Source organism: Campylobacter sp. CNRCH_2014_2452, assembly GCF_025772865.1.
GTDB lineage: Bacteria > Campylobacterota > Campylobacteria > Campylobacterales > Campylobacteraceae > Campylobacter_D > Campylobacter_D lari_D.
In genome coordinates this window covers 70109-87927 of record NZ_JAKMSX010000004.1, presented here as the reverse complement: position 1 = coordinate 87927, position 17819 = coordinate 70109, and the positions used below count along the sequence as shown (strand labels likewise).

Below are 17819 nucleotides of genomic sequence, written 5' to 3'. Positions count from 1 at the left end.
AGGATTATTATAACATTTAAATGTAAAATAATCTTAAAGACGATATAATCAAGCCCTTTAATTTCATATATTCATAGGATACTCATGACTTATAGGTCTTTACTTAAAAATAATAAAACTTTTCGCCTTTTAGCAATAGTACAATTTATAAGTTATTTTGGTGCGTGGTTTTCTCAAGTAGGTGTTTTTACCCTTTTAACTAAAGAACTCGGTGCACCTGCTAATATCATAGGTTTTTCAGCTATTTTTGTTTTTTTACCTTCTATTATACTTGCACCTATAAATGGGGTTATAGTAGATAGATTTAAACCTAAGAATTTATTACTCACAATGATTAGTATTGAAATGATTTCTATTTTTATGTTAATTTTTGTAAATTCTTTAGCCATGCTTTGGTTGTTATACTTTTTAACCTTTGTTCGTATGGCGGTTGCAAGTATGTATTTTCAAACAGAAATGTCAGTTTTACCTAAAATTTTAACCCCACAAGAATTAAAACTAGGCAATGAGCTTCATAGTATCATATGGGCTGTATCATATGCTTTGGGTATGGGTGCAGCAGGGCTTTTTATAGATCTTTTTGGAGTAAAGCCAGCCTTTATAGCTGATACTTTAATGCTATTTTGTGCTATGCTTATACTCAAAACTTTGATTTTACCTAATGAAAAAAATACCACACAAAATAATCTTTTTATATTAATCAAAGAAGGCTTAGTTTATGTATTTAATAATAAAAAAATCATTCATTTGATTTTACTTCATGGGGTTGTAGGGATAACTGCTTATGATGTTTTAATCACTCTTTTAGCAGAATATGAATACGCAAAAGTTATTTCCATACCTCTAGCCATAGGGCTTTCTAATGCCATAAGAGCCATATCTTTACTTATAGGCCCTTATGTGCTTAGTCCTTATATTAATAAAAACACTTTGGTATATTTATACTTAGCGCAAGGTGTAGGTATAATGCTTTGGGCTTGCTTGCAATTTAACTTTTATCTTGCTTTTGTAGGCTTGGTAATGGCTGGTTTTTGCACTTCATCTTTATGGAGCTATACCTATACACTTTTACAAAATGATTGCGACAAAAGATATTATGGCAGAGTGATTGCTTACAATGATATGGTATATTTAACCTTTAGTGCAATCATTGCTTTTTCAACAGGATATTTATTTGAATTTTATGGAATAAAACTAAGTCATTTTACTTTTGGCTTAGGAGTATGTTTTATCTTTGCAGCAATTTATTGGTGGTGGTTTAATAAAAAATATAATTAATCCACCTTAGAATAATAAACTCCACCTGCTGAAAAGTTTTTTTCAAAATAAGCTGTTTCAGGCACAAGATCTGACTTTCCTGGGTAAATTCTACCTTCTTTATTCAATATCCTATAAAAACGCTCCATAAGTCTTATTTTAAAATCTTGATCAAAATATATCATCATATTTCTTGAAAAAATCACATCAAATTTTCCAAATTTAAATAAAGAATCATCAAAGACATTACAAAGATCAAAACGGCATCTGCAAGCTAGGGTTTCTTTTTTAAGATGATACATTCTATCTTTTACATCAAAATAACGCGTTTTTTGCATAGTGTTTAATCTAGATACTGAACGCTCTGAATAAATCATTTCATTACATTTATCTATCATTTTTTTATTAATATCTATACCAACTATATTCATACCTTTAACAAAATTCTCACTTGCTAAAATAGCTAAAGAATACACTTCTTCGCCGCTTGAACATGGAGCACAAAGCACATTTACAGGGCGATCAAGAGATTTTATATAAAAAATCACATCTTTTAATTGCTCTAATTCTCTAAAAAAATAAGTCTCACAAACTGTAATAAAATCCATAGTTTCTTGTTTTAAATTTCTTTGAAACTGCACTTTTTCATTTAATTCACTAAGACTGCTCAAGCCTAATTCTTGTAAAAATTTAGGAAGTTTAATAGATAATATATCCTTTTTCGCATTTAAGTTATTTCCACTTATTTGCTCTACGATTTTTACAAAATCATTCATTTCATTTTCTGTAATCTTTATCATCTTTTTTTGTCCTACGATTTGATGAAATTTGTTATTTCTTTTTTGAGTTCTATTAAACTCATAGGTTTTAAATTTGGATTAGTATCTCTAGCTTTTTTTGGCATACCATATACTATAGAATCTGCCTCATTTTCGCACAAACACCTTACTCCTGCTTTATAAAGTTCAAACAAAGACTTAGCACCATCATCGCCCATTCCTGTCATAATCAAAGCTAAAATTTTATGATATTTGCAAAGATTAACAGCAGAATTAAATAGCACATCAATCCCTGGATTAAAACTACTAGTTTCATCTGTAGTATTTAATGTTAAGGTATTGTTGCCACTTAAAATCATATTTCTTTGACAAATATAAATTTTATTTTTCAAAACTTCCTTATCACTTGGTATAATCACCTCGCTTAATGCTTCTTTGTTAAATTGATTTACAAAAGAAGGAATAAACGCAGGATTCATATGCTGAGCAATCACTACTGCACAATCTTTCAATTCTACATCATTTAGTAAAAACTTTAGTTGGCTTGGGCCACCTGTTGAAGAACCAATTAGAATAAGCTTCATTTTTTACCTTAAATAATTATTGTTATTATATCAAATAAATATTTGAAAACATAAAAAAATAATTATATATAAGAAAGAAAAATTTTAATTAAATATGATAAAATTAATACTTTAAATTTCAAAAATGATAAAGTGAATGTTAAATGTTAAGAGAAAAAATTTATATTGCAAGTGATCATGCTGGTTTTATTTTAAAGCAAGAAATTACTAAATTTTTACAAGAAAAAAATATTACTTTTGAAGACTTAGGTCCTTTTAGTGAGGATCGTTGTGATTATCCTGATTATGCACATTTATTAAGCTCTAAAATAAACGAAAAAAGTTTTGGAATTTTAGTGTGCGGATCAGGAATTGGTATGAGTATAGCAGCAAATCGTCATAAAAATATACGCTGTGCTTTGTGTAATGAATCTTTAAGTGCTAAACTTTCAAGAGAACATAATGATGCAAATGTTTTAGCACTAGGAGCTAGATTAATAGGGGTTGATATGGCTTTTGAAATTATCTCAAATTTTATCAACACTTCTTTTAGCGGCGGAAGACATTGTGCAAGAATTAGCAAAATAGAGGAAAGATTATGATCTTAAGTTGGCTTGTATTAACTGTATTAATTTGTATTAGTATTTATATGACTATTATGCTACTTTATTATAAAACCCTGCTTCATAAAGAAAAAGTAGCAAAAGAATTTATAAAAAATAACCTTGATGATACTGAAATTGTTATTAGAAAACTACAAGTACAACTTCAAAGAAGTTTGGGTAATATTGATATTTTAACTGAAGAATTAAACAAAAGTAAAGCAGACTTAACCTCTCTTAGAACAAGAAATTCACAATATCGTATTGAAAATGAAAAACTAAGACAAAGAATCAAAGAATTAGAAGCAAAAATAGAGGCATTATTATGATAAAAGAGCAAGATAAAAAATATTTACTAGATAGCATTAGAGCTATTAAGGACTTTCCAAAAGAAGGGATTGTTTTTAGAGATATTACTACTTTATTAAACAACAAAGAAGCATTTGCGTTTTTAATGGATCATTTAGTTGAAAAATATCAAAACGCAAAGCTTGATTATATCGTTGGTATAGAAAGTAGAGGTTTTATTTTTGGAGCTGCCTTGAGCGCTAGTTTAAGACTTCCTTTTGTACCTATAAGAAAACCTGGAAAGCTACCTTCAAAATGCTTACAAGAATCTTATAGTTTAGAATATGGCAGTGATACTATAGAAATTCATATCGATGCTTTTAATAATCAAAAAGCAAATGTTTTACTTATAGATGATCTTATCGCTACAGGTGGCACAGCTATCGCTGCTGTGAAACTTATAGAAAAACTCAATGCAAAATGTGTTGAAGCTTGTTTTTTACTAGAGTTAAAAGATCTAGATGGTGCTAAAGAATTAGCTAAATTAACTTCTGTTTATAGTGTTTTAGAGGTATAAAATGGAAGAATTTTTAAAACAACTTTTGTATGATTATAAAAATTGGGCTTATATTATTGTGTTTTTATGGTGCATACTTGAAGGAGAACTTGCACTTATTTTAGCAGGTATTTTTGCACATGAAGGCCATGTAAATTTAGGACTTATTATCTTTATAGCAGGCTTAGGTGGCTTTGTAGGCGATCAAATATACTTTTATATAGGAAGATATAACAAAAAATACATTCAGAAAAAACTTCGCACCCAAAGGCGTAAATTTGCCATAGCACACTTACTTTTACAGCGTTTTGGTTGGCCTATTATCTTCATACAAAGATATATGTATGGTTTTAGAACTATTATACCTATGAGTATAGGATTAACTCGCTATAGTGCTAAAAAATTTGCGTTTATTAATCTTATTAGTGCGTGGGCTTGGGCTGCTATAACTATTTTACTTGCATGGTTTTTTGGAAAAGAAATTTGGCTTGCAGTAGAATGGGCTGGAAATCATTGGTATTTTGCAGTGCCAATTATTGCTGGCTTTTTATTAGCTTTATTTTTAGGAATGAAACAAATAGAAAAATCAATACTTACAAAAAGGACTCACAAATGACTTTTAATTTTATAGAAGAAAATATCGGCTCTATAAATGCTGATTTTGAAATCATTTTAATACAAGATAAAAAAATAGAAAAATACACTCAAAGTCAAGAACTTTTCAAGCTTTCAAGCTATAAAGGTGAAGGAATTTGCATAGATATGCAAAATAAAATTCTTTATAGTGAACTTAAAAGCTTAGAATATGAAGATATAAGGCTTGCTTTTGCAAATGCATACAAAGCTTTAAAAAAACTTGAAATTCAAAGCGTAAAAACAAAAAGTGTCATAGGAAAATGTGTAGTAAATAGCTTTAATGCTATGATTCAAGGATTTACTTTTGGTGCTTATGAATTTAACAAATACAAAAAAGAAAAAACACCAAGCAAGTTAGAGAATATTTTCATCTCAAAAGATGAAATCAATGACAAAACATACAACCTAGAAGAAGCTTGCATAGGTATAAACTATGGTCAAATTTTTTCAAATGCTTGTGATTTTGCAAAAAATATCGTTAATGAAATCCCGCAAATTTACACTCCTGCCAAAATGGCCGAAGATGCGCTTGAACTGAGCCAAAATAATTCTAATATTTCATGTAAAATTTATGAAAGCGATTTCTTAGAGCAAGAAAAAATGCAAGCATTTTTAGCAGTAAATCGTGCTTCAATTCATCCCCCAAAACTCATTCATCTTTCTTATAAACCACAAAATCCAAAAATGAAAGTAGTGTTTGTAGGTAAAGGGCTAACTTATGATAGTGGTGGACTTAGTTTAAAACCTGCTGATTACATGCTAACGATGAAATCAGATAAAAGCGGCGGTGCGGCTGCAATGGCTATTATCAAAGGTGCAAGCGAGTTAAACCTTGATATAGAAGTTCATTCTATCATCGGCGCAACTGAAAACATGATAGGCGGAAATGCTTATAAACCTGATGATGTGCTTATTTCAAGAGAAGGTGTGAGTATAGAGGTTAGAAATACCGACGCAGAAGGAAGATTAGTTTTAGCAGATTGTCTTTCGCTTGCTCAAGATCTAAAACCTGATTTATTAATAGATCTTGCTACTTTAACTGGAGCTTGCGTAGTAGGACTTGGAGAATACACAAGTGCCATCATGGGAAATAATGAAGATTTGCAAAATGAATTTTACAAAATAAGTAAAAAAAGTGGAGATTTAGCTACTATTTTACATTTTAATCCGCACTTAAAAGAGCTTATAAAATCAAACATAGCAGATGTTAGTAATACCTCTTCAAGTCGTTATGGCGGGGCCATTACTGCGGGATTATTTTTAAATTCTTTCATTAGAGAAGAATACAAAGACAAGTGGCTACATTTAGACATTGCAGGACCAGCTTATTTAGAAAAGACTTGGGGTTATCATAATTTTGGTGCAACCGGAGCAGGTGTTAGAATGTGCCTTTCATATTTACTTTATCTTTCAAGGAAACAAAAATGAGTTTATCAGTTGGTATAGTAGGACTTCCAAATGTTGGAAAATCTACCACTTTTAACGCTCTAACAAGAGCACAAAATGCTGAAAGTGCAAACTATCCATTTTGCACCATAGAACCAAACAAAGCAGTGGTACCTGTGCCTGATCATCGCTTAAAAGAACTAGCAAAAATTGTTAATCCACAAAAAATTATACGCTCAAATATAGAATTTGTTGATATAGCAGGCTTAGTAGCAGGAGCTAGCAAAGGTGAGGGTTTGGGTAATAAATTTTTATCTAACATACGCGAAACAGAGATGATTTTACATATTGTGCGTTGTTTTGATGATGAAAATATCACCCATGTTGCGGGCAGTGTTGATCCTGTGCGTGATGTACAAATCATAGAAACAGAACTTATACTAGCAGATATAGAACAACTTAGCAAAAAAATAGAAAAACTCACTAAAGGTGCAAAGGCCAATGAAAAAGGCGCAAAAGAAAGTTTAGCTTTAGCTAATGAGCTTTTAGAGCATTTAAATCAAAATAACAGTGCAAGTTCTTTTGCTAATAAAAATGAAGTCTATCATGCTCTTATAAAAGAACTAAGATTGCTTTCAGCTAAAGAAGTGATATATGGAGCAAATGTAGATGAGAATTCGCTTTTAGAAGATAATGAATTTGTAAAAGATCTTAAAGAATTTGCAGCAAAATCAGGCCATGAAGTAATCAAACTTTGCTCTAAAATAGAAGAAGAAATGATAGCTTTAAGCGATGAAGAAAATTATGAATTTTTAAAATCTTTAGGTATAGAAAGTAGCGGGCTTGAAGTAGTTATACGCACAGCATTTTCAAAGCTAAACTTGATTAGCTATTTTACAGCAGGTCAAGTAGAAGTTAGATCATGGACTATACAAAGAGGTTGGAAAGCACCAAAAGCAGCAAGCGTGATCCATAATGACTTTGAAAAAGGTTTTATCAAAGCTGAAGTAATTTCTTATGAGGATTATATCGCTTGCAAAGGCGAAAGTGGTGCTAAAGAAGCAGGAAAACTACGCCTTGAAGGGAAAGATTATATCGTACAAGATGGCGATGTAATGCATTTTAGATTCAATGTTTGATAATTTATCAAACATTGATTTGTTTTTTAATTAAGCTTTGCAATTTATCCTTAGTATCATATTCATTAGAAAAAGTAAGTAAATTCGCTTTAGGCCAAAAATAACTTTTAGGATTTTCAAATTTACCCCAACGCCAATCAAACCTAGGTGCTAAAAGTACTATTGTAGGTATATCTAAAGCTAAGGCTAAATGCGCAATAGCACTATCTATACTTACAATACAATCAATATCTTTTAAGTTATCTAAAGTATCATTCCAATTTTTTAGCTTTACTCCCCTATTTTCAATTTCTTGAGGTAGATTAACATTATTTACCCCATCTACTTGAAAAGAAATAATCTCACAACATAAATCTTTTAATGCATTATACAAAAATATAAAATCTACATTTCTCAATAAATCAGTATTTATAGCATTAGGAGTAAACCAAAAAATTCCTATTTTTTTAATTTTATTATTTGGTTTTTCTAAAGCAATAATAGGCGTTCTTAACTTAGAAATTTCATCTAATTTAATATCACAAAGCAAAGGTAAAGAGCAAATCGGCATAGCATAATCAAACTCACTCGGAAAATCTTTTAAAATTTTCAAATTAGAAAAAAAATTATTTTGTTTATTAAGCTCTTTGAGTTGATTTTTAAACATTTTATACATAGCGCTTTGCGGAGCAAACAAAACCTTAGAGGCAATTTGACAAAGTTTTTCCAAACATCTAGCATACATGATAGTATCACCAAAACCTTGCTCACAAAAAACTAAAATTTCTTTATCTTTAAAAGCCTGTACTCCATCTTTATTAAAGGCTTGTATGGTTTTATTATAATGATAAGGTGAAAAAGTTTCATTATGGGCATAAAAAAGCCTACTTTCATATACTCTTTTACCTTCTTCAAAATTATCACTTTCTCCCATACGCATTAGCAAATATGCCAAGTCAAACTGATAAGTTGCATGTGGATGCAAACTCAAAGCTTTTTGGTATGCATCATAAGCACCTTGATAATTAGCACTTAGTTCTAGTGCTTTTGCATAATTTTGCCAAAATTGAGCATTATTTTGATTATACTCACATAAATTCGAAAATAATTCTAATGACTCTTGCAATCTCAAAAGCTTAAAAAGCAAATATGCTTTTTGTGGTAAAATTTGTGTATTTAAAAACTCATGAATTTTAACTATAGTCAAGTTTTCTTGGGTTTTCTCTTGTAATCTATCTTGTAAATTAATACTATTTGTAAAATTTTTTTCTACTAACTCCCCACTTTGTAATTTTGATATCATAATTTGTGTAAAATCACAAAGTTCATTATGTGCTTCAAGTGCCTTTTGGAAATTTGTTTTAAAATAAAGCTCAGCGTAATTTTTCCACAAATCAAGATTATACATATCTTTTTCTAAAGCAAGCTTATACAGTTTTTCTGCATCTTCTAGGCTTCCTGTATTTTGATAAGCAAAAGCAAGTTCCAAATTAAGCTCATCTTTTAAAAAACATTGTCTTTGTAAAAGCTCTTCAAGTAATCCAATACCATCATTAAAATTTCCATTATATAAAAGTGCTTTTGCAAGCATTAGTCCATTAAAACTAGTAGGATATAAATTAAAAATTTGTCTTGCATAATGTAAAGTTTTACCATAATCTCCTATTTTAAAAGAAGCCATCATCGCATATTCTAAAGCATTTTTAGGATCTTGCTCCAAATATTCTTCACTACACTCTAAACACTTTTGATGGTTATTATTATAATAATGATATATTATTTTATCTAACATTATCTCCTCTATGATATTACATTAATATATTTTTTAATTCCCTAGAACTTACTAAAAACTAAATCATAATAAATATATTATGATTTAGTTCGAGCTTACTAATATTTTTAAAGGAGGCGAAAATAAATATGTTGTTTAGCACTATTTCAAGTAAGCTCTAGGGAATTAAAATTACATATCAACTATTTTAGTTGATATGTAAAAATACTTACCACCATAAACCTAGTTTTAAAAACATAGTATGAGAAGTGGTATTATCAAATGTAAACACACCCGCATAATTTAATGATATATCAGAATGTTTATTAAGAGCATAAGATAATCCAAATTGCCCAAATCCATAGTATTTGGAAGTAATAACATCGGCTGTTAATGTATTTTCATCTAATTTCAACTTACCTCTTGCATCAGTATATAAATTTACTATAGATCCTATGGTTATATTAGATTTAAACTTATCAGTCCATGGCTTATACCATTTTAAAGCTGCACTTGCATCAACAAAGTTAAATTGACCTGCCAAATAATGTTCTTTTGTTCCACCTAAGTGATTTAAACTAAAATTCTTACTACTCATACCATAATAACTTAGTCCAATTTCTGGAGATACTCTAGCTACATCTATAGCATTATAATAATTAGCACCTATTTTTGCCTCAGCGCCATATCCATATACTAATGTATTTGCTTTAGAACTAGCAGGATTATTTTTATAAGACTTTTCTATATTTGTCTTGGTATAATCAAATTTTGAATATGCACTAAAATAGTATTCATCTAATCCTTTTCTTTTTAATACATTATAATAAGTTAAACCACCATAATATGTTTTATCATCAAAATTTAATCTTTGTGTGTTTTGTTTTTTAGAGCTATCCTCATGACCTAGATAAAAACCTATAACACCATAATCTTTTGGCAATTGCTTAAATGAACCACCAATCAAACCTGCAGTATCCATTCTTAATTGCCCTACACTTTTTCCAATTTTAGCTGAAGAGTGATTATAATATGGATTTAAAAAAATAATATGTTGTATTTGAATCAAGATATTTACGATTATTTTTAGATAAATCAGATTGCAAATTCAATCCAGCAGCATTTCTTAACAAATTAGACACATTAATGCTTCTTAATCTTGCAGAATATACCATAGATTTAGCTAAAGTTTTACCACTTAACTCATTAATATCTACACTAACTCTATATTTTCCTTTTTCCGAAGGAACATTCATAAAATAATAAATATCTGTTAGACTATGAATATTTTTTGCATCAATGCCTTTATCATCATTAGTATTATTTCCTATACTATTACCTTTTTCATCAATAAAAAAAGTATTACTATCATATATTTTTTTAGTATCTAAATTTGCAGTATTAATATAAACTTCATCTACTTTAATACCACCAAGATTATTACCACCTAATACAACCGAATTTTTTAATCTATCTTCTTTATTTAAAAATTCAGGCGCATCAAAATACCAACTATTGATACTAAAAACACCTTTGCCATTATTTTCAATATGGTATCCATTTTTATTCTTATTTAAAACACCACTAATATATTTTGCATGTTTTCCAGAACCTTGAACATAACCATTAATCAGAGTGAAAGAATTGCTATTAGTAATTCCTCCTATTGTTCCATAATTAGTTAATTTCATTGTACCATCATTTTCAATATCATCATGAATTATTGCTTTTTTAGTATTAACTAAAGATTCTATAGTTCCAGTATTTTTAATACCACTATAAATATTGCCATTATTTAATAACGAAGTTATAGAATTAGCATTATATATACCATTGAAAATAACCGCATTATTATTTACTTGGCCAATATTACCATGGTTTTTAATACCATAAACTTGATCATTAGACATACTGTAAAGTGTAGCTTCTTTACCTATGGTTGAATTATTTATTATATCCCCTATAGTACTTTTATTACTTAAGTTTATACCATTAGTTATAGTTCCTGCATTATTGATGTTTGCTATGGTTGATTGATTTAGCTTAATATCTTTGTTTATAGTCCCTTCATTAGAAATTGTGTTTATTTGAGAATTAGAATTTAATTCTATGCTACCTTGTATATTAGAAGTTTTTTCATTATTAATGTTTGCTATATTGGAATTATTTAAGGTAATGCCACCTGTAATAGTTTTTGTGTTTTTTAATGAAGTAATAAAAGAATTATTAGCTAAAGTTATAGAATTTGCTTGATTGTTATTAGTGATATTTTCTATTCCACTATTAGCTAGAGTAAGATTATGCATTGTTCCACTATTAGCATTAGTAAAGTTTTTAATAGAACTAGCATTTAGTGAAATAGTATTATTAATGCTACCACTATTAGTGATATTAGTTATTCCACTATTAGCTAAAGTTATAGAATTTACATTGCCACTATTAGTGATATCCCCTATAGCACTTTTATTACTTAAGTTTATACCATTAGTTATAGTTCCTGCATTATTGATGTTTGCTATGGTTGATTGATTTAGCTTAATATCTTTGTTTATAGTCCCTTCATTAGAAATTGTGTTTATTTGAGAATTAGAATTTAATTCTATGCTACCTTGTATATTAGAAGTTTTTTCATTATTAATGTTTGCTATATTGGAATTATTTAAGGTAATGCCACCTGTAATAGTTTTTGTGTTTTTTAATGTTCCAATTATTTTAGCATTATTAGTTAAAGAAATATTTCCTTGTATAGTTCCATTATTGATTAAAGCATTGCCTGCGGTATTTATTTGACGATTATTCTGTAATGCTGTTATAATACCTTGTTTTAAAGTGATTGCATTAGAAGTATCATCTTTACCTATAGTTCCTTCATTATTAATACCGGCATTAACTCCTGCTATTAAAGCATTAGAACTAGTTAATATTATAGAATCTACCTTAGAAGCGCTATCTATATTTATTCCGTTAGTATCACCTATTATACTTCCTGCATTAGTAAGGGTGCCACCTATAGCTTCCTCAAAACTAATACCAGCTTGTTTTCCCAGTATGGTTCCTGAGTTGCTTAGATTTTCTAGAGTGGATTTTTTTAAAACCATAGAAGATGTTTGGCTATTTAATACTCCTGAATTAACAAAAGATTTTATAGTTGAACTATTTAAATTGAGAATTTCTTTTTGTGAATCAATACCAGCTATATTAGTAAAATTTGACATAGTTGAATTTGTTAAAGATATACTAGGACCTGTAATAGATATAATACTTCCATAATTTTTAAAATCTACAATAGTGCTATTATTAACTCCAATAGCAGTAGCACCTTGTATGGTTCCTTTGTTAGTAAAATTTTGTAAAGTTGATTGCTTTTGCATATACAACCCGTGTTCTTTTCCTAATATTTTACCTTTATTATCTAAATTATCTAGTGCTCCTTTACTTTTATAATTACTACCTACTCTAAGACCTTTTTTTTCACCACTAATAACTCCTAAATTGTTTAAAGTTTTTATTTTACCCCTATCTTCAATAGTTATTCCATCCCTACTACCAATTATATCTTTTGAGTTATACAAATTATCCAATATTGATCGTTCTCTAACTAAAATACCATAATTATTACCTTTAATAGCTCCATTATTATTTAAATTTTCTAAACTTTTTCCAAGATAGATGCCATCGGTTTTAGCTACTATACTTCCTCCGTTATCAATCTTCTTTACTTTTGAACCATACTCTATAGAAATACCTCCTCTATTTAGACCTTGAATTAATCCACTGTTATTAATATTATCAATAGTGGAGCTATATCTAATCAATATTCCAAAATTGCTTCCTTGTATGGTTTTTTTATTTTCGATAATAGTAACTTTACTATCGCCTATATAAAAACCATCATATTTTGCGAGTAGATTATTATTATTTGTAAATTTATCAATAGTTCCATCATAGATTAAAATACCATGATTTCCATCTATTAGATTATTATTTATGATACTTGCTACATGTGAGTTATTTCTAATAAAAATCCCATCTCCCTCTACAAATGGGTCTTGAGTCCCTTCAGGAGGTAATTCAGGTTTTTCTACTATTTCCGATTTTCCACCGATAATGGAACCATTATTAATAATCTTTATATTTTTAGAATTTTCATCAATCATAATAGCATGTTGATTATTTTTAGAGATTTTACCTGAATTGCTAACATGTATATCATACCCATCAACATTTTTTAACCAAAGTCTAGCTGAAGCATCTGTGTTTATGGTGCAGTTTTTACCATCTAAACATCCAGCACCACTTACATTTTTTTCTAACATTCCTGCTTTAGAGATTTTTATAGAACCAGAAGAAGATGGATCGCTTATAATAACACTAGAATTAGCACATGTTGCTAAAAAAGATATAGTTGCCAAAGATAAAAAAATATTTTTAATTCTTTGGGTATTAGAATAATTAAAATTTTCCTTTGCATTTAATCTTTCTAGAGAGGAATTCATTATACCCCCCCCCATATCGATAATAAGACATTATTACACCTCTTTTTTAGTAAAATATCACTTATTATCACACTATATAATAAATTATTTTAAAATATATAAATAATTATTAATTTATAAATAATAAATATTTTTAACAATTATAAAAAATTATACAAAGCGATTTAAAAAATTAGCTATTAATTTATCATTTAAAAGCTATGAAAGTTTCAAAATTTACCCACTTAAATACGCTTTCTACTTTAGAAAATCCTGCCTTTTTAAGCATAGTTATGTTTTCATTTTGAGTATAAGGAATGAGGACATTTTCTAAGGCTTCTCGTTTGCTTGAAATTTCTAGCTTACTATAACCTTGCTCTAGTTTATATTGCTCATAAATTTGTATCATTTTTTTAGCTATTTTTACATCTTCATAAAGAATTTTTTCACTAAGCACAAATATACCATTTTCTTTTAAGTTTTGATAGATTTTATCAACTAATTCTTGTCTTTTAGGTGGGCGGATAAACTGCAAAGTATAAGTAGCTATAAAAACATCATTTTTAAAAAACTCAAAATCATCTAAATTTTTTTGATGAAATTCCATCCTAGCCCCAAAGGCTTGACATTTGTTTTTGGCGATCTCTAACATAGCATTAGCCTCATCAACCCCGCTTAAAAGAAAATCTTTTCTTTTTTCATAAAGTGCAAGCAATAAACTAGCCGTAGAACAACCAAGATCACAAATTCTCGCATTTTGTGGTGCAAAATGATCAATAAGTTCGACTATGAGTTTTAAATTTTGCGTATAAAAAGGCACAGATCTTGACACCATATCATCAAAAACACTTGCTACGCTTTTATCAAATTCAAATTGTTTTTCTAAGGGTTTTTTAAAAATTTCATCTTTCATTTAATTTTCCTAAAATTTCTTTTGCTTTGTCAATATCTTTACTAATTTGTGCTTTTAATAAAGCTAAGTCGTTAAATTTCTCATTAGCTCTTATATAGTCAATAAAACTTAACTCAACTGAAATTGCTTTTGTGTTTGTGAAATTTTCATCTAAAATATGCGTTTCTAAAGCAAAATTCTCATCAGTAGATCTTATGCCTATAAAACTTACACTATGATAGCTTTTATTTTCAATCTTTACTAAAGTCGCATATACACCATCTTTAGGTAAAAAGAAGTCTTTTGTATGTAAATTTAAAGTTGCAAAAAGCTCTTTAGCGCCTATGCCTTGCCCTTTTATGATATTTGCTTGTATAGTATAAAATCTACCTAGAAAATTTTTAGCTTCTTTGACTTTTGCTTCTTTAAGTAAGGTTTTAATCATACTTGTATGAACACTTTTATTTTGAATTTTAAACTCATCTACGATGATAGTGTTTATACCACAAAGACTTTGTATGTCTTTGGCACTGGATTTTCTTTCTTTGCCAAATTTAAAATCATAACCTACGATGATCTTTTCTAGTTTGGGAAATTTTTGCTTTAAAAGTTTTAAAAAATCCTCGCCTTTATAGTCCTTGATTTTATCAAAATCACAAAAAATCAAAGGAAAATCAACCAAATTTACTCTAAAATCCTTAGGTGTTAAGGCTTCTTTTTCCTCTTTAGTGATGATAAATAAGGCGCCATTTTCATCTAAATGCTTAAAAAGCTCAAAATGCCCCAAATGCATACCATCAAAACGCCCTATGGCTAAATTTGTGATCTTAGTTTTTTCTATAGGCGTAGAAAAACTCAACATTACCTTCTTTTCCTTTTAAGTGTGACTCTTGACTTGCTTGCAAGATCCAACCAAGCTTTGCACAAGCTTTTTCAAAGCTTTCTTTAGCATTTTTGATGGCTTTGGTATCTTTTACCACTCCGTTTTTATCGCGCTTAGCATTTTTACCTACTTCAAATTGAGGTTTAAAAAGCAAGATGATAAGATCTTTAGCAAGTTTATCTATATGAAAAATCAAATGTGTTAAAGATATAAAACTCACATCACAAGTGATAACATCATATAAAATTTCACTTTTAAACTCACGCAAATCAGTGTTTTCACAAATTTGGATATTTTCTAAATTTCTTAAGCTCTCATGAAGTTGGTTAGAACCTACATCTAAAGCTGTAATGTGTTTAGCATTATTTTGGTGTAAAATTTGCACAAAACCTCCGGTCGATGAACCTATATCTAAACAAATTTTATCTTTGATAGTAAATGTATGCTCTTGTAAAAAATGCTTGAGCTTAAAAGCAGCTCTGCTTACAAAAAGCTCTTCTAAAAGCGTGAGTTTTAAACTCTCATCTTCTAAAGGATTTAAAGATGTGATTTTAAAAGAGGTTTTTTTAAACTCACTATTGAGTAAAATTTGCTTGTTTTCTATAAGCTCACAAGCTTTATTGCGAGAAATGTTTAACTTTGCACTTACAAAGACATCATACCTCATCATCATCACCTAAAAGAGCGTTAAACTCAGCTTCATTGATGCACTTAACCCCTAAGCTTTGAGCCTTTTCAAGCTTTGAGCCTGCTTCACTTCCATATAATACAAAGTCAGTTTTCTTAGACACACTTGAACTTACCTTTGCTCCAAAGTTTTCGATTAGTTCTTTAAAATGATCGCGTGATTTGCTTAAAGTGCCTGTGATAACAAAGGTTTTATTAGAAATATTATCATTTATAATAAGCTCTTTTTTCTCATCTTCTAAATGTAAAATTTCATAAAAATGCTTAATGCGATTTGCATTGACATGGGTAAATTCTTCTAAGCTTTTAGCCATTTGTTCGCCAAAGCCTTCTAAATTTGCATAAGCTTCATAGCTTTGCATAAACCATTCAAAGCCAAAAGATTGAGCTAATTTTTTAGCTGCTACTTCGCCAATATGCTCTATACCCAAAGCAGTGATAAACCTTGATAAGGGGCATTTTTTTGCATTTTCAATAGCACTTAGAAGATTGTTGATTTTTTTCTCTTTAAAACCTTCCAATCCTTCAAAATCACTATATTTTAAGAAAAATATACTTTCTATGTTAGTGATTTTTCCTTCTTTAAATAAAAGCTCGACGATATTTTCTCCAAGGCCGTCTATATTTAAACACTTTTTAGATACAAAATGTATGATAGAATTTACAAGTCTTGCTTTACAATCTAAGTTTTGACATTTTAAAAAAGCACCCTCATCTAAAAGTTCACTTAAACACTCAGGACAAAGAGTTGGTTTAGCAATCTTACTTTCTAAACCATCACGCCTTTGAGTAAAAACTTTAGTGATTTTAGGTATAACATCTCCACTTCTTATCACACTTACGCTATCGCCTATCATCACTCCAAGTCTAGCTACCTCATCAAAATTATGCAAGGTTGCAGATTTTACTACAACCCCATCTAAATTTACAGGCTCTAAAACCGCCACAGGGGTAATCACCCCACTTCTTCCAACTTGCAAATTAACCCCAAGCAATGTTGTAGTTTTTTCCAAAGCAGGAAATTTAAACGCAGCCATAAATTTTGGAAATTTCACGGTATAACCCAAAAGCTTACAATGAGCTAAATCATCTACCCTTACAACCATACCATCCATCATCATAGGCTTTTGATCTCTTTTTTCTAAAAGCTCGTGATATTTTTCTAAAACCTCATCTAAAGTCTTAACACAAAAAACAAAATCATCTTTTAAAAAACCAAGACTTCTTACAAACTCCATTACTTCAGAGTGCTTGCTAAATTCTAAAGAATTCTCCCCCACTCCCCAAGGATAAAATTTTAAATTTCTTTCTTTTGTAATGCTTGTATCAAGCTGTCTTAGTGAACCACTTGCTGCGTTGCGTGGGTTTGCAAATAAGCTCAAGCCATCTTTAGCTCTTTTTTCATTGATTTTTTCAAAATCTTCTTTTAAAATTACCACTTCGCCACGAATTTCTATCTTGTCTTTATAAGGAATTTTTTGAGGTATGTTTGATATTTCTTTTACATTTAAAGTAATATCCTCGCCTACTTCTCCATCACCCCTTGTAGCACCGCTGATTAAAATACCATTTTCATAAGTAAGATTTAAACTCGCTCCATCAAATTTAGGTTCTATGAAAAAATCAAATTCACATTTAGCTCTTTTTGCCCAAGCTCTAAGCTCAGCTTCATCAAAAACATCTTCCATAGACCACATTTTTGCACTATGTGCAAGTTTGTAAAATTCACTTTGTATAGTTGGGGCGATATTTTGCGTAGGAGAATCTTTAGAAATCTTTTCTTGATGAAGCGTTTCAAATGCTTTTAACTCTCTTATAAGTTTATCATATTCTTCATCGCTTGCTAAAGGCTCATCATCTTCATAATAAGCCCTCATCCATTCTTTTGCCAATTTTACCTTTTCTAAATACTCTTGATAAGTCATC

Annotated in this window: 16 protein-coding genes; 7 read left to right on the top strand and 9 right to left on the bottom strand. The window is 29.4% G+C overall.

Annotated elements, in window-relative coordinates; genetic code table 11:
* Window positions 1-84 precede the first annotated feature (84 nt).
* On the top strand, window positions 85-1278 hold the full coding sequence (locus L8X38_RS03570) for an MFS transporter (protein WP_133318961.1): 1194 nt from the start codon (window positions 85-87) through the stop codon (window positions 1276-1278).
* On the opposite strand, the gene L8X38_RS03565 is transcribed toward L8X38_RS03570, so the two are convergent.
* Both L8X38_RS03565 and L8X38_RS03560 read right to left on the bottom strand, forming a co-directional pair.
* Complete coding sequence (locus L8X38_RS03565) at window positions 1275-2057, bottom strand: CheR family methyltransferase (protein WP_133318962.1); 783 nt, start codon at window positions 2055-2057, stop codon at window positions 1275-1277. The genes L8X38_RS03570 and L8X38_RS03565 overlap by 4 nt on opposite strands.
* Before the next feature lie 11 nt (window positions 2058-2068).
* Window positions 2069-2620 carry a CheB methylesterase domain-containing protein gene (locus L8X38_RS03560; protein ID WP_133318963.1) on the bottom strand — a complete coding sequence of 184 codons (552 nt, stop codon included), beginning with the start codon at window positions 2618-2620 and terminating at the stop codon, window positions 2069-2071.
* 143 nt (window positions 2621-2763) lie between these two features.
* On the opposite strand from L8X38_RS03560, the gene rpiB reads away from it, so the two are divergent.
* The 6 genes from rpiB to ychF are packed head-to-tail and all read left to right on the top strand — an operon-like array spanning window position 2764 to window position 7206.
* Window positions 2764-3201, top strand: coding sequence for a ribose 5-phosphate isomerase B (gene rpiB / locus L8X38_RS03555; RefSeq protein WP_133318964.1), 438 nt, complete (start codon window positions 2764-2766; stop codon window positions 3199-3201).
* Window positions 3198-3530: a hypothetical protein gene (locus tag L8X38_RS03550; protein WP_133318965.1), complete on the top strand. Its 333-nt coding sequence runs from the start codon at window positions 3198-3200 to the stop codon at window positions 3528-3530. The genes rpiB and L8X38_RS03550 overlap by 4 nt, the downstream gene beginning before the upstream one ends.
* Window positions 3527-4066: an adenine phosphoribosyltransferase gene (gene apt / locus L8X38_RS03545; protein WP_412175234.1), complete on the top strand. Its 540-nt coding sequence runs from the start codon at window positions 3527-3529 to the stop codon at window positions 4064-4066. The genes L8X38_RS03550 and apt overlap by 4 nt, the downstream gene beginning before the upstream one ends.
* Window position 4067: 1 nt before the next feature.
* Window positions 4068-4661 (top strand): DedA family protein, encoded by a 594-nt coding sequence (locus tag L8X38_RS03540; protein WP_263661323.1) that lies wholly within the window; start codon window positions 4068-4070, stop codon window positions 4659-4661.
* Complete coding sequence (locus tag L8X38_RS03535; RefSeq protein ID WP_263661322.1) at window positions 4658-6109, top strand: leucyl aminopeptidase; 1452 nt, start codon at window positions 4658-4660, stop codon at window positions 6107-6109. Before L8X38_RS03540 ends, L8X38_RS03535 begins: the two co-directional genes overlap by 4 nt.
* The gene (gene ychF, locus L8X38_RS03530; RefSeq protein ID WP_258109061.1) at window positions 6106-7206 is read left to right on the top strand and encodes a redox-regulated ATPase YchF; all 1101 of its coding nucleotides are present in this window, start codon (window positions 6106-6108) and stop codon (window positions 7204-7206) included. Before L8X38_RS03535 ends, ychF begins: the two co-directional genes overlap by 4 nt.
* 7 nt (window positions 7207-7213) lie before the next feature.
* Here the strand turns inward: ychF and L8X38_RS03525 are convergent, their stop codons facing one another.
* The 7 genes from L8X38_RS03525 to ligA all read right to left on the bottom strand — a co-directional run bounded on the left by L8X38_RS03525 (window position 7214) and on the right by ligA (window position 17818).
* Window positions 7214-8977, bottom strand: a complete 1764-nt coding sequence (locus tag L8X38_RS03525) for a tetratricopeptide repeat protein (protein WP_263661321.1) — start codon at window positions 8975-8977, stop codon at window positions 7214-7216.
* 208 nt (window positions 8978-9185) lie between these two features.
* On the bottom strand, window positions 9186-9938 hold the full coding sequence (locus tag L8X38_RS03520; RefSeq protein ID WP_263661320.1) for an autotransporter outer membrane beta-barrel domain-containing protein: 753 nt from the start codon (window positions 9936-9938) through the stop codon (window positions 9186-9188).
* 43 nt (window positions 9939-9981) lie between these two features.
* Entirely contained in the window at window positions 9982-13452 is a 3471-nt protein-coding gene (locus L8X38_RS03515; RefSeq protein ID WP_263661319.1) for a hypothetical protein, read from the bottom strand.
* 187 nt (window positions 13453-13639) lie between these two features.
* Window positions 13640-14344 (bottom strand): carboxy-S-adenosyl-L-methionine synthase CmoA, encoded by a 705-nt coding sequence (gene cmoA, locus L8X38_RS03510; protein WP_263661318.1) that lies wholly within the window; start codon window positions 14342-14344, stop codon window positions 13640-13642.
* Entirely contained in the window at window positions 14334-15185 is an 852-nt protein-coding gene (locus tag L8X38_RS03505) for a bifunctional riboflavin kinase/FAD synthetase (RefSeq protein WP_263661317.1), read from the bottom strand. The genes cmoA and L8X38_RS03505 overlap by 11 nt, the downstream gene beginning before the upstream one ends.
* Complete coding sequence (locus L8X38_RS03500; protein WP_263661375.1) at window positions 15151-15873, bottom strand: TlyA family RNA methyltransferase; 723 nt, start codon at window positions 15871-15873, stop codon at window positions 15151-15153. The genes L8X38_RS03505 and L8X38_RS03500 overlap by 35 nt, the downstream gene beginning before the upstream one ends.
* Window positions 15863-17818 carry an NAD-dependent DNA ligase LigA gene (ligA, locus tag L8X38_RS03495; RefSeq protein ID WP_263661316.1) on the bottom strand — a complete coding sequence of 652 codons (1956 nt, stop codon included), beginning with the start codon at window positions 17816-17818 and terminating at the stop codon, window positions 15863-15865. The genes L8X38_RS03500 and ligA overlap by 11 nt, the downstream gene beginning before the upstream one ends.
* Window position 17819 lies beyond the last annotated feature (1 nt).

What these genes read in the sequence shown, in the direction of transcription:
- L8X38_RS03570 (WP_133318961.1), top strand. Translation starts at nt 85, where the DNA reads ATGACTTATAGGTCTTTACTTAAAAATAATAAAACTTTTCGCCTTTTA.
- L8X38_RS03505 (WP_263661317.1), bottom strand. Translation starts at nt 15,185, where the DNA reads ATGTTGAGTTTTTCTACGCCTATAGAAAAAACTAAGATCACAAATTTA.
- ligA (WP_263661316.1), bottom strand. Translation starts at nt 17,818, where the DNA reads ATGACTTATCAAGAGTATTTAGAAAAGGTAAAATTGGCAAAAGAATGG.
- L8X38_RS03565 (WP_133318962.1), bottom strand. Translation starts at nt 2,057, where the DNA reads ATGATAAAGATTACAGAAAATGAAATGAATGATTTTGTAAAAATCGTA.
- L8X38_RS03535 (WP_263661322.1), top strand. Translation starts at nt 4,658, where the DNA reads ATGACTTTTAATTTTATAGAAGAAAATATCGGCTCTATAAATGCTGAT.
- rpiB (WP_133318964.1), top strand. Translation starts at nt 2,764, where the DNA reads ATGTTAAGAGAAAAAATTTATATTGCAAGTGATCATGCTGGTTTTATT.
- L8X38_RS03525 (WP_263661321.1), bottom strand. Translation starts at nt 8,977, where the DNA reads ATGTTAGATAAAATAATATATCATTATTATAATAATAACCATCAAAAG.
- cmoA (WP_263661318.1), bottom strand. Translation starts at nt 14,344, where the DNA reads ATGAAAGATGAAATTTTTAAAAAACCCTTAGAAAAACAATTTGAATTT.
- L8X38_RS03515 (WP_263661319.1), bottom strand. Translation starts at nt 13,452, where the DNA reads ATGAATTCCTCTCTAGAAAGATTAAATGCAAAGGAAAATTTTAATTAT.
- L8X38_RS03550 (WP_133318965.1), top strand. Translation starts at nt 3,198, where the DNA reads ATGATCTTAAGTTGGCTTGTATTAACTGTATTAATTTGTATTAGTATT.
- L8X38_RS03520 (WP_263661320.1), bottom strand. Translation starts at nt 9,938, where the DNA reads ATGGATACTGCAGGTTTGATTGGTGGTTCATTTAAGCAATTGCCAAAA.
- ychF (WP_258109061.1), top strand. Translation starts at nt 6,106, where the DNA reads ATGAGTTTATCAGTTGGTATAGTAGGACTTCCAAATGTTGGAAAATCT.
- L8X38_RS03560 (WP_133318963.1), bottom strand. Translation starts at nt 2,620, where the DNA reads ATGAAGCTTATTCTAATTGGTTCTTCAACAGGTGGCCCAAGCCAACTA.
- L8X38_RS03540 (WP_263661323.1), top strand. Translation starts at nt 4,068, where the DNA reads ATGGAAGAATTTTTAAAACAACTTTTGTATGATTATAAAAATTGGGCT.
- apt (WP_412175234.1), top strand. Translation starts at nt 3,527, where the DNA reads ATGATAAAAGAGCAAGATAAAAAATATTTACTAGATAGCATTAGAGCT.
- L8X38_RS03500 (WP_263661375.1), bottom strand. Translation starts at nt 15,873, where the DNA reads ATGAGGTATGATGTCTTTGTAAGTGCAAAGTTAAACATTTCTCGCAAT.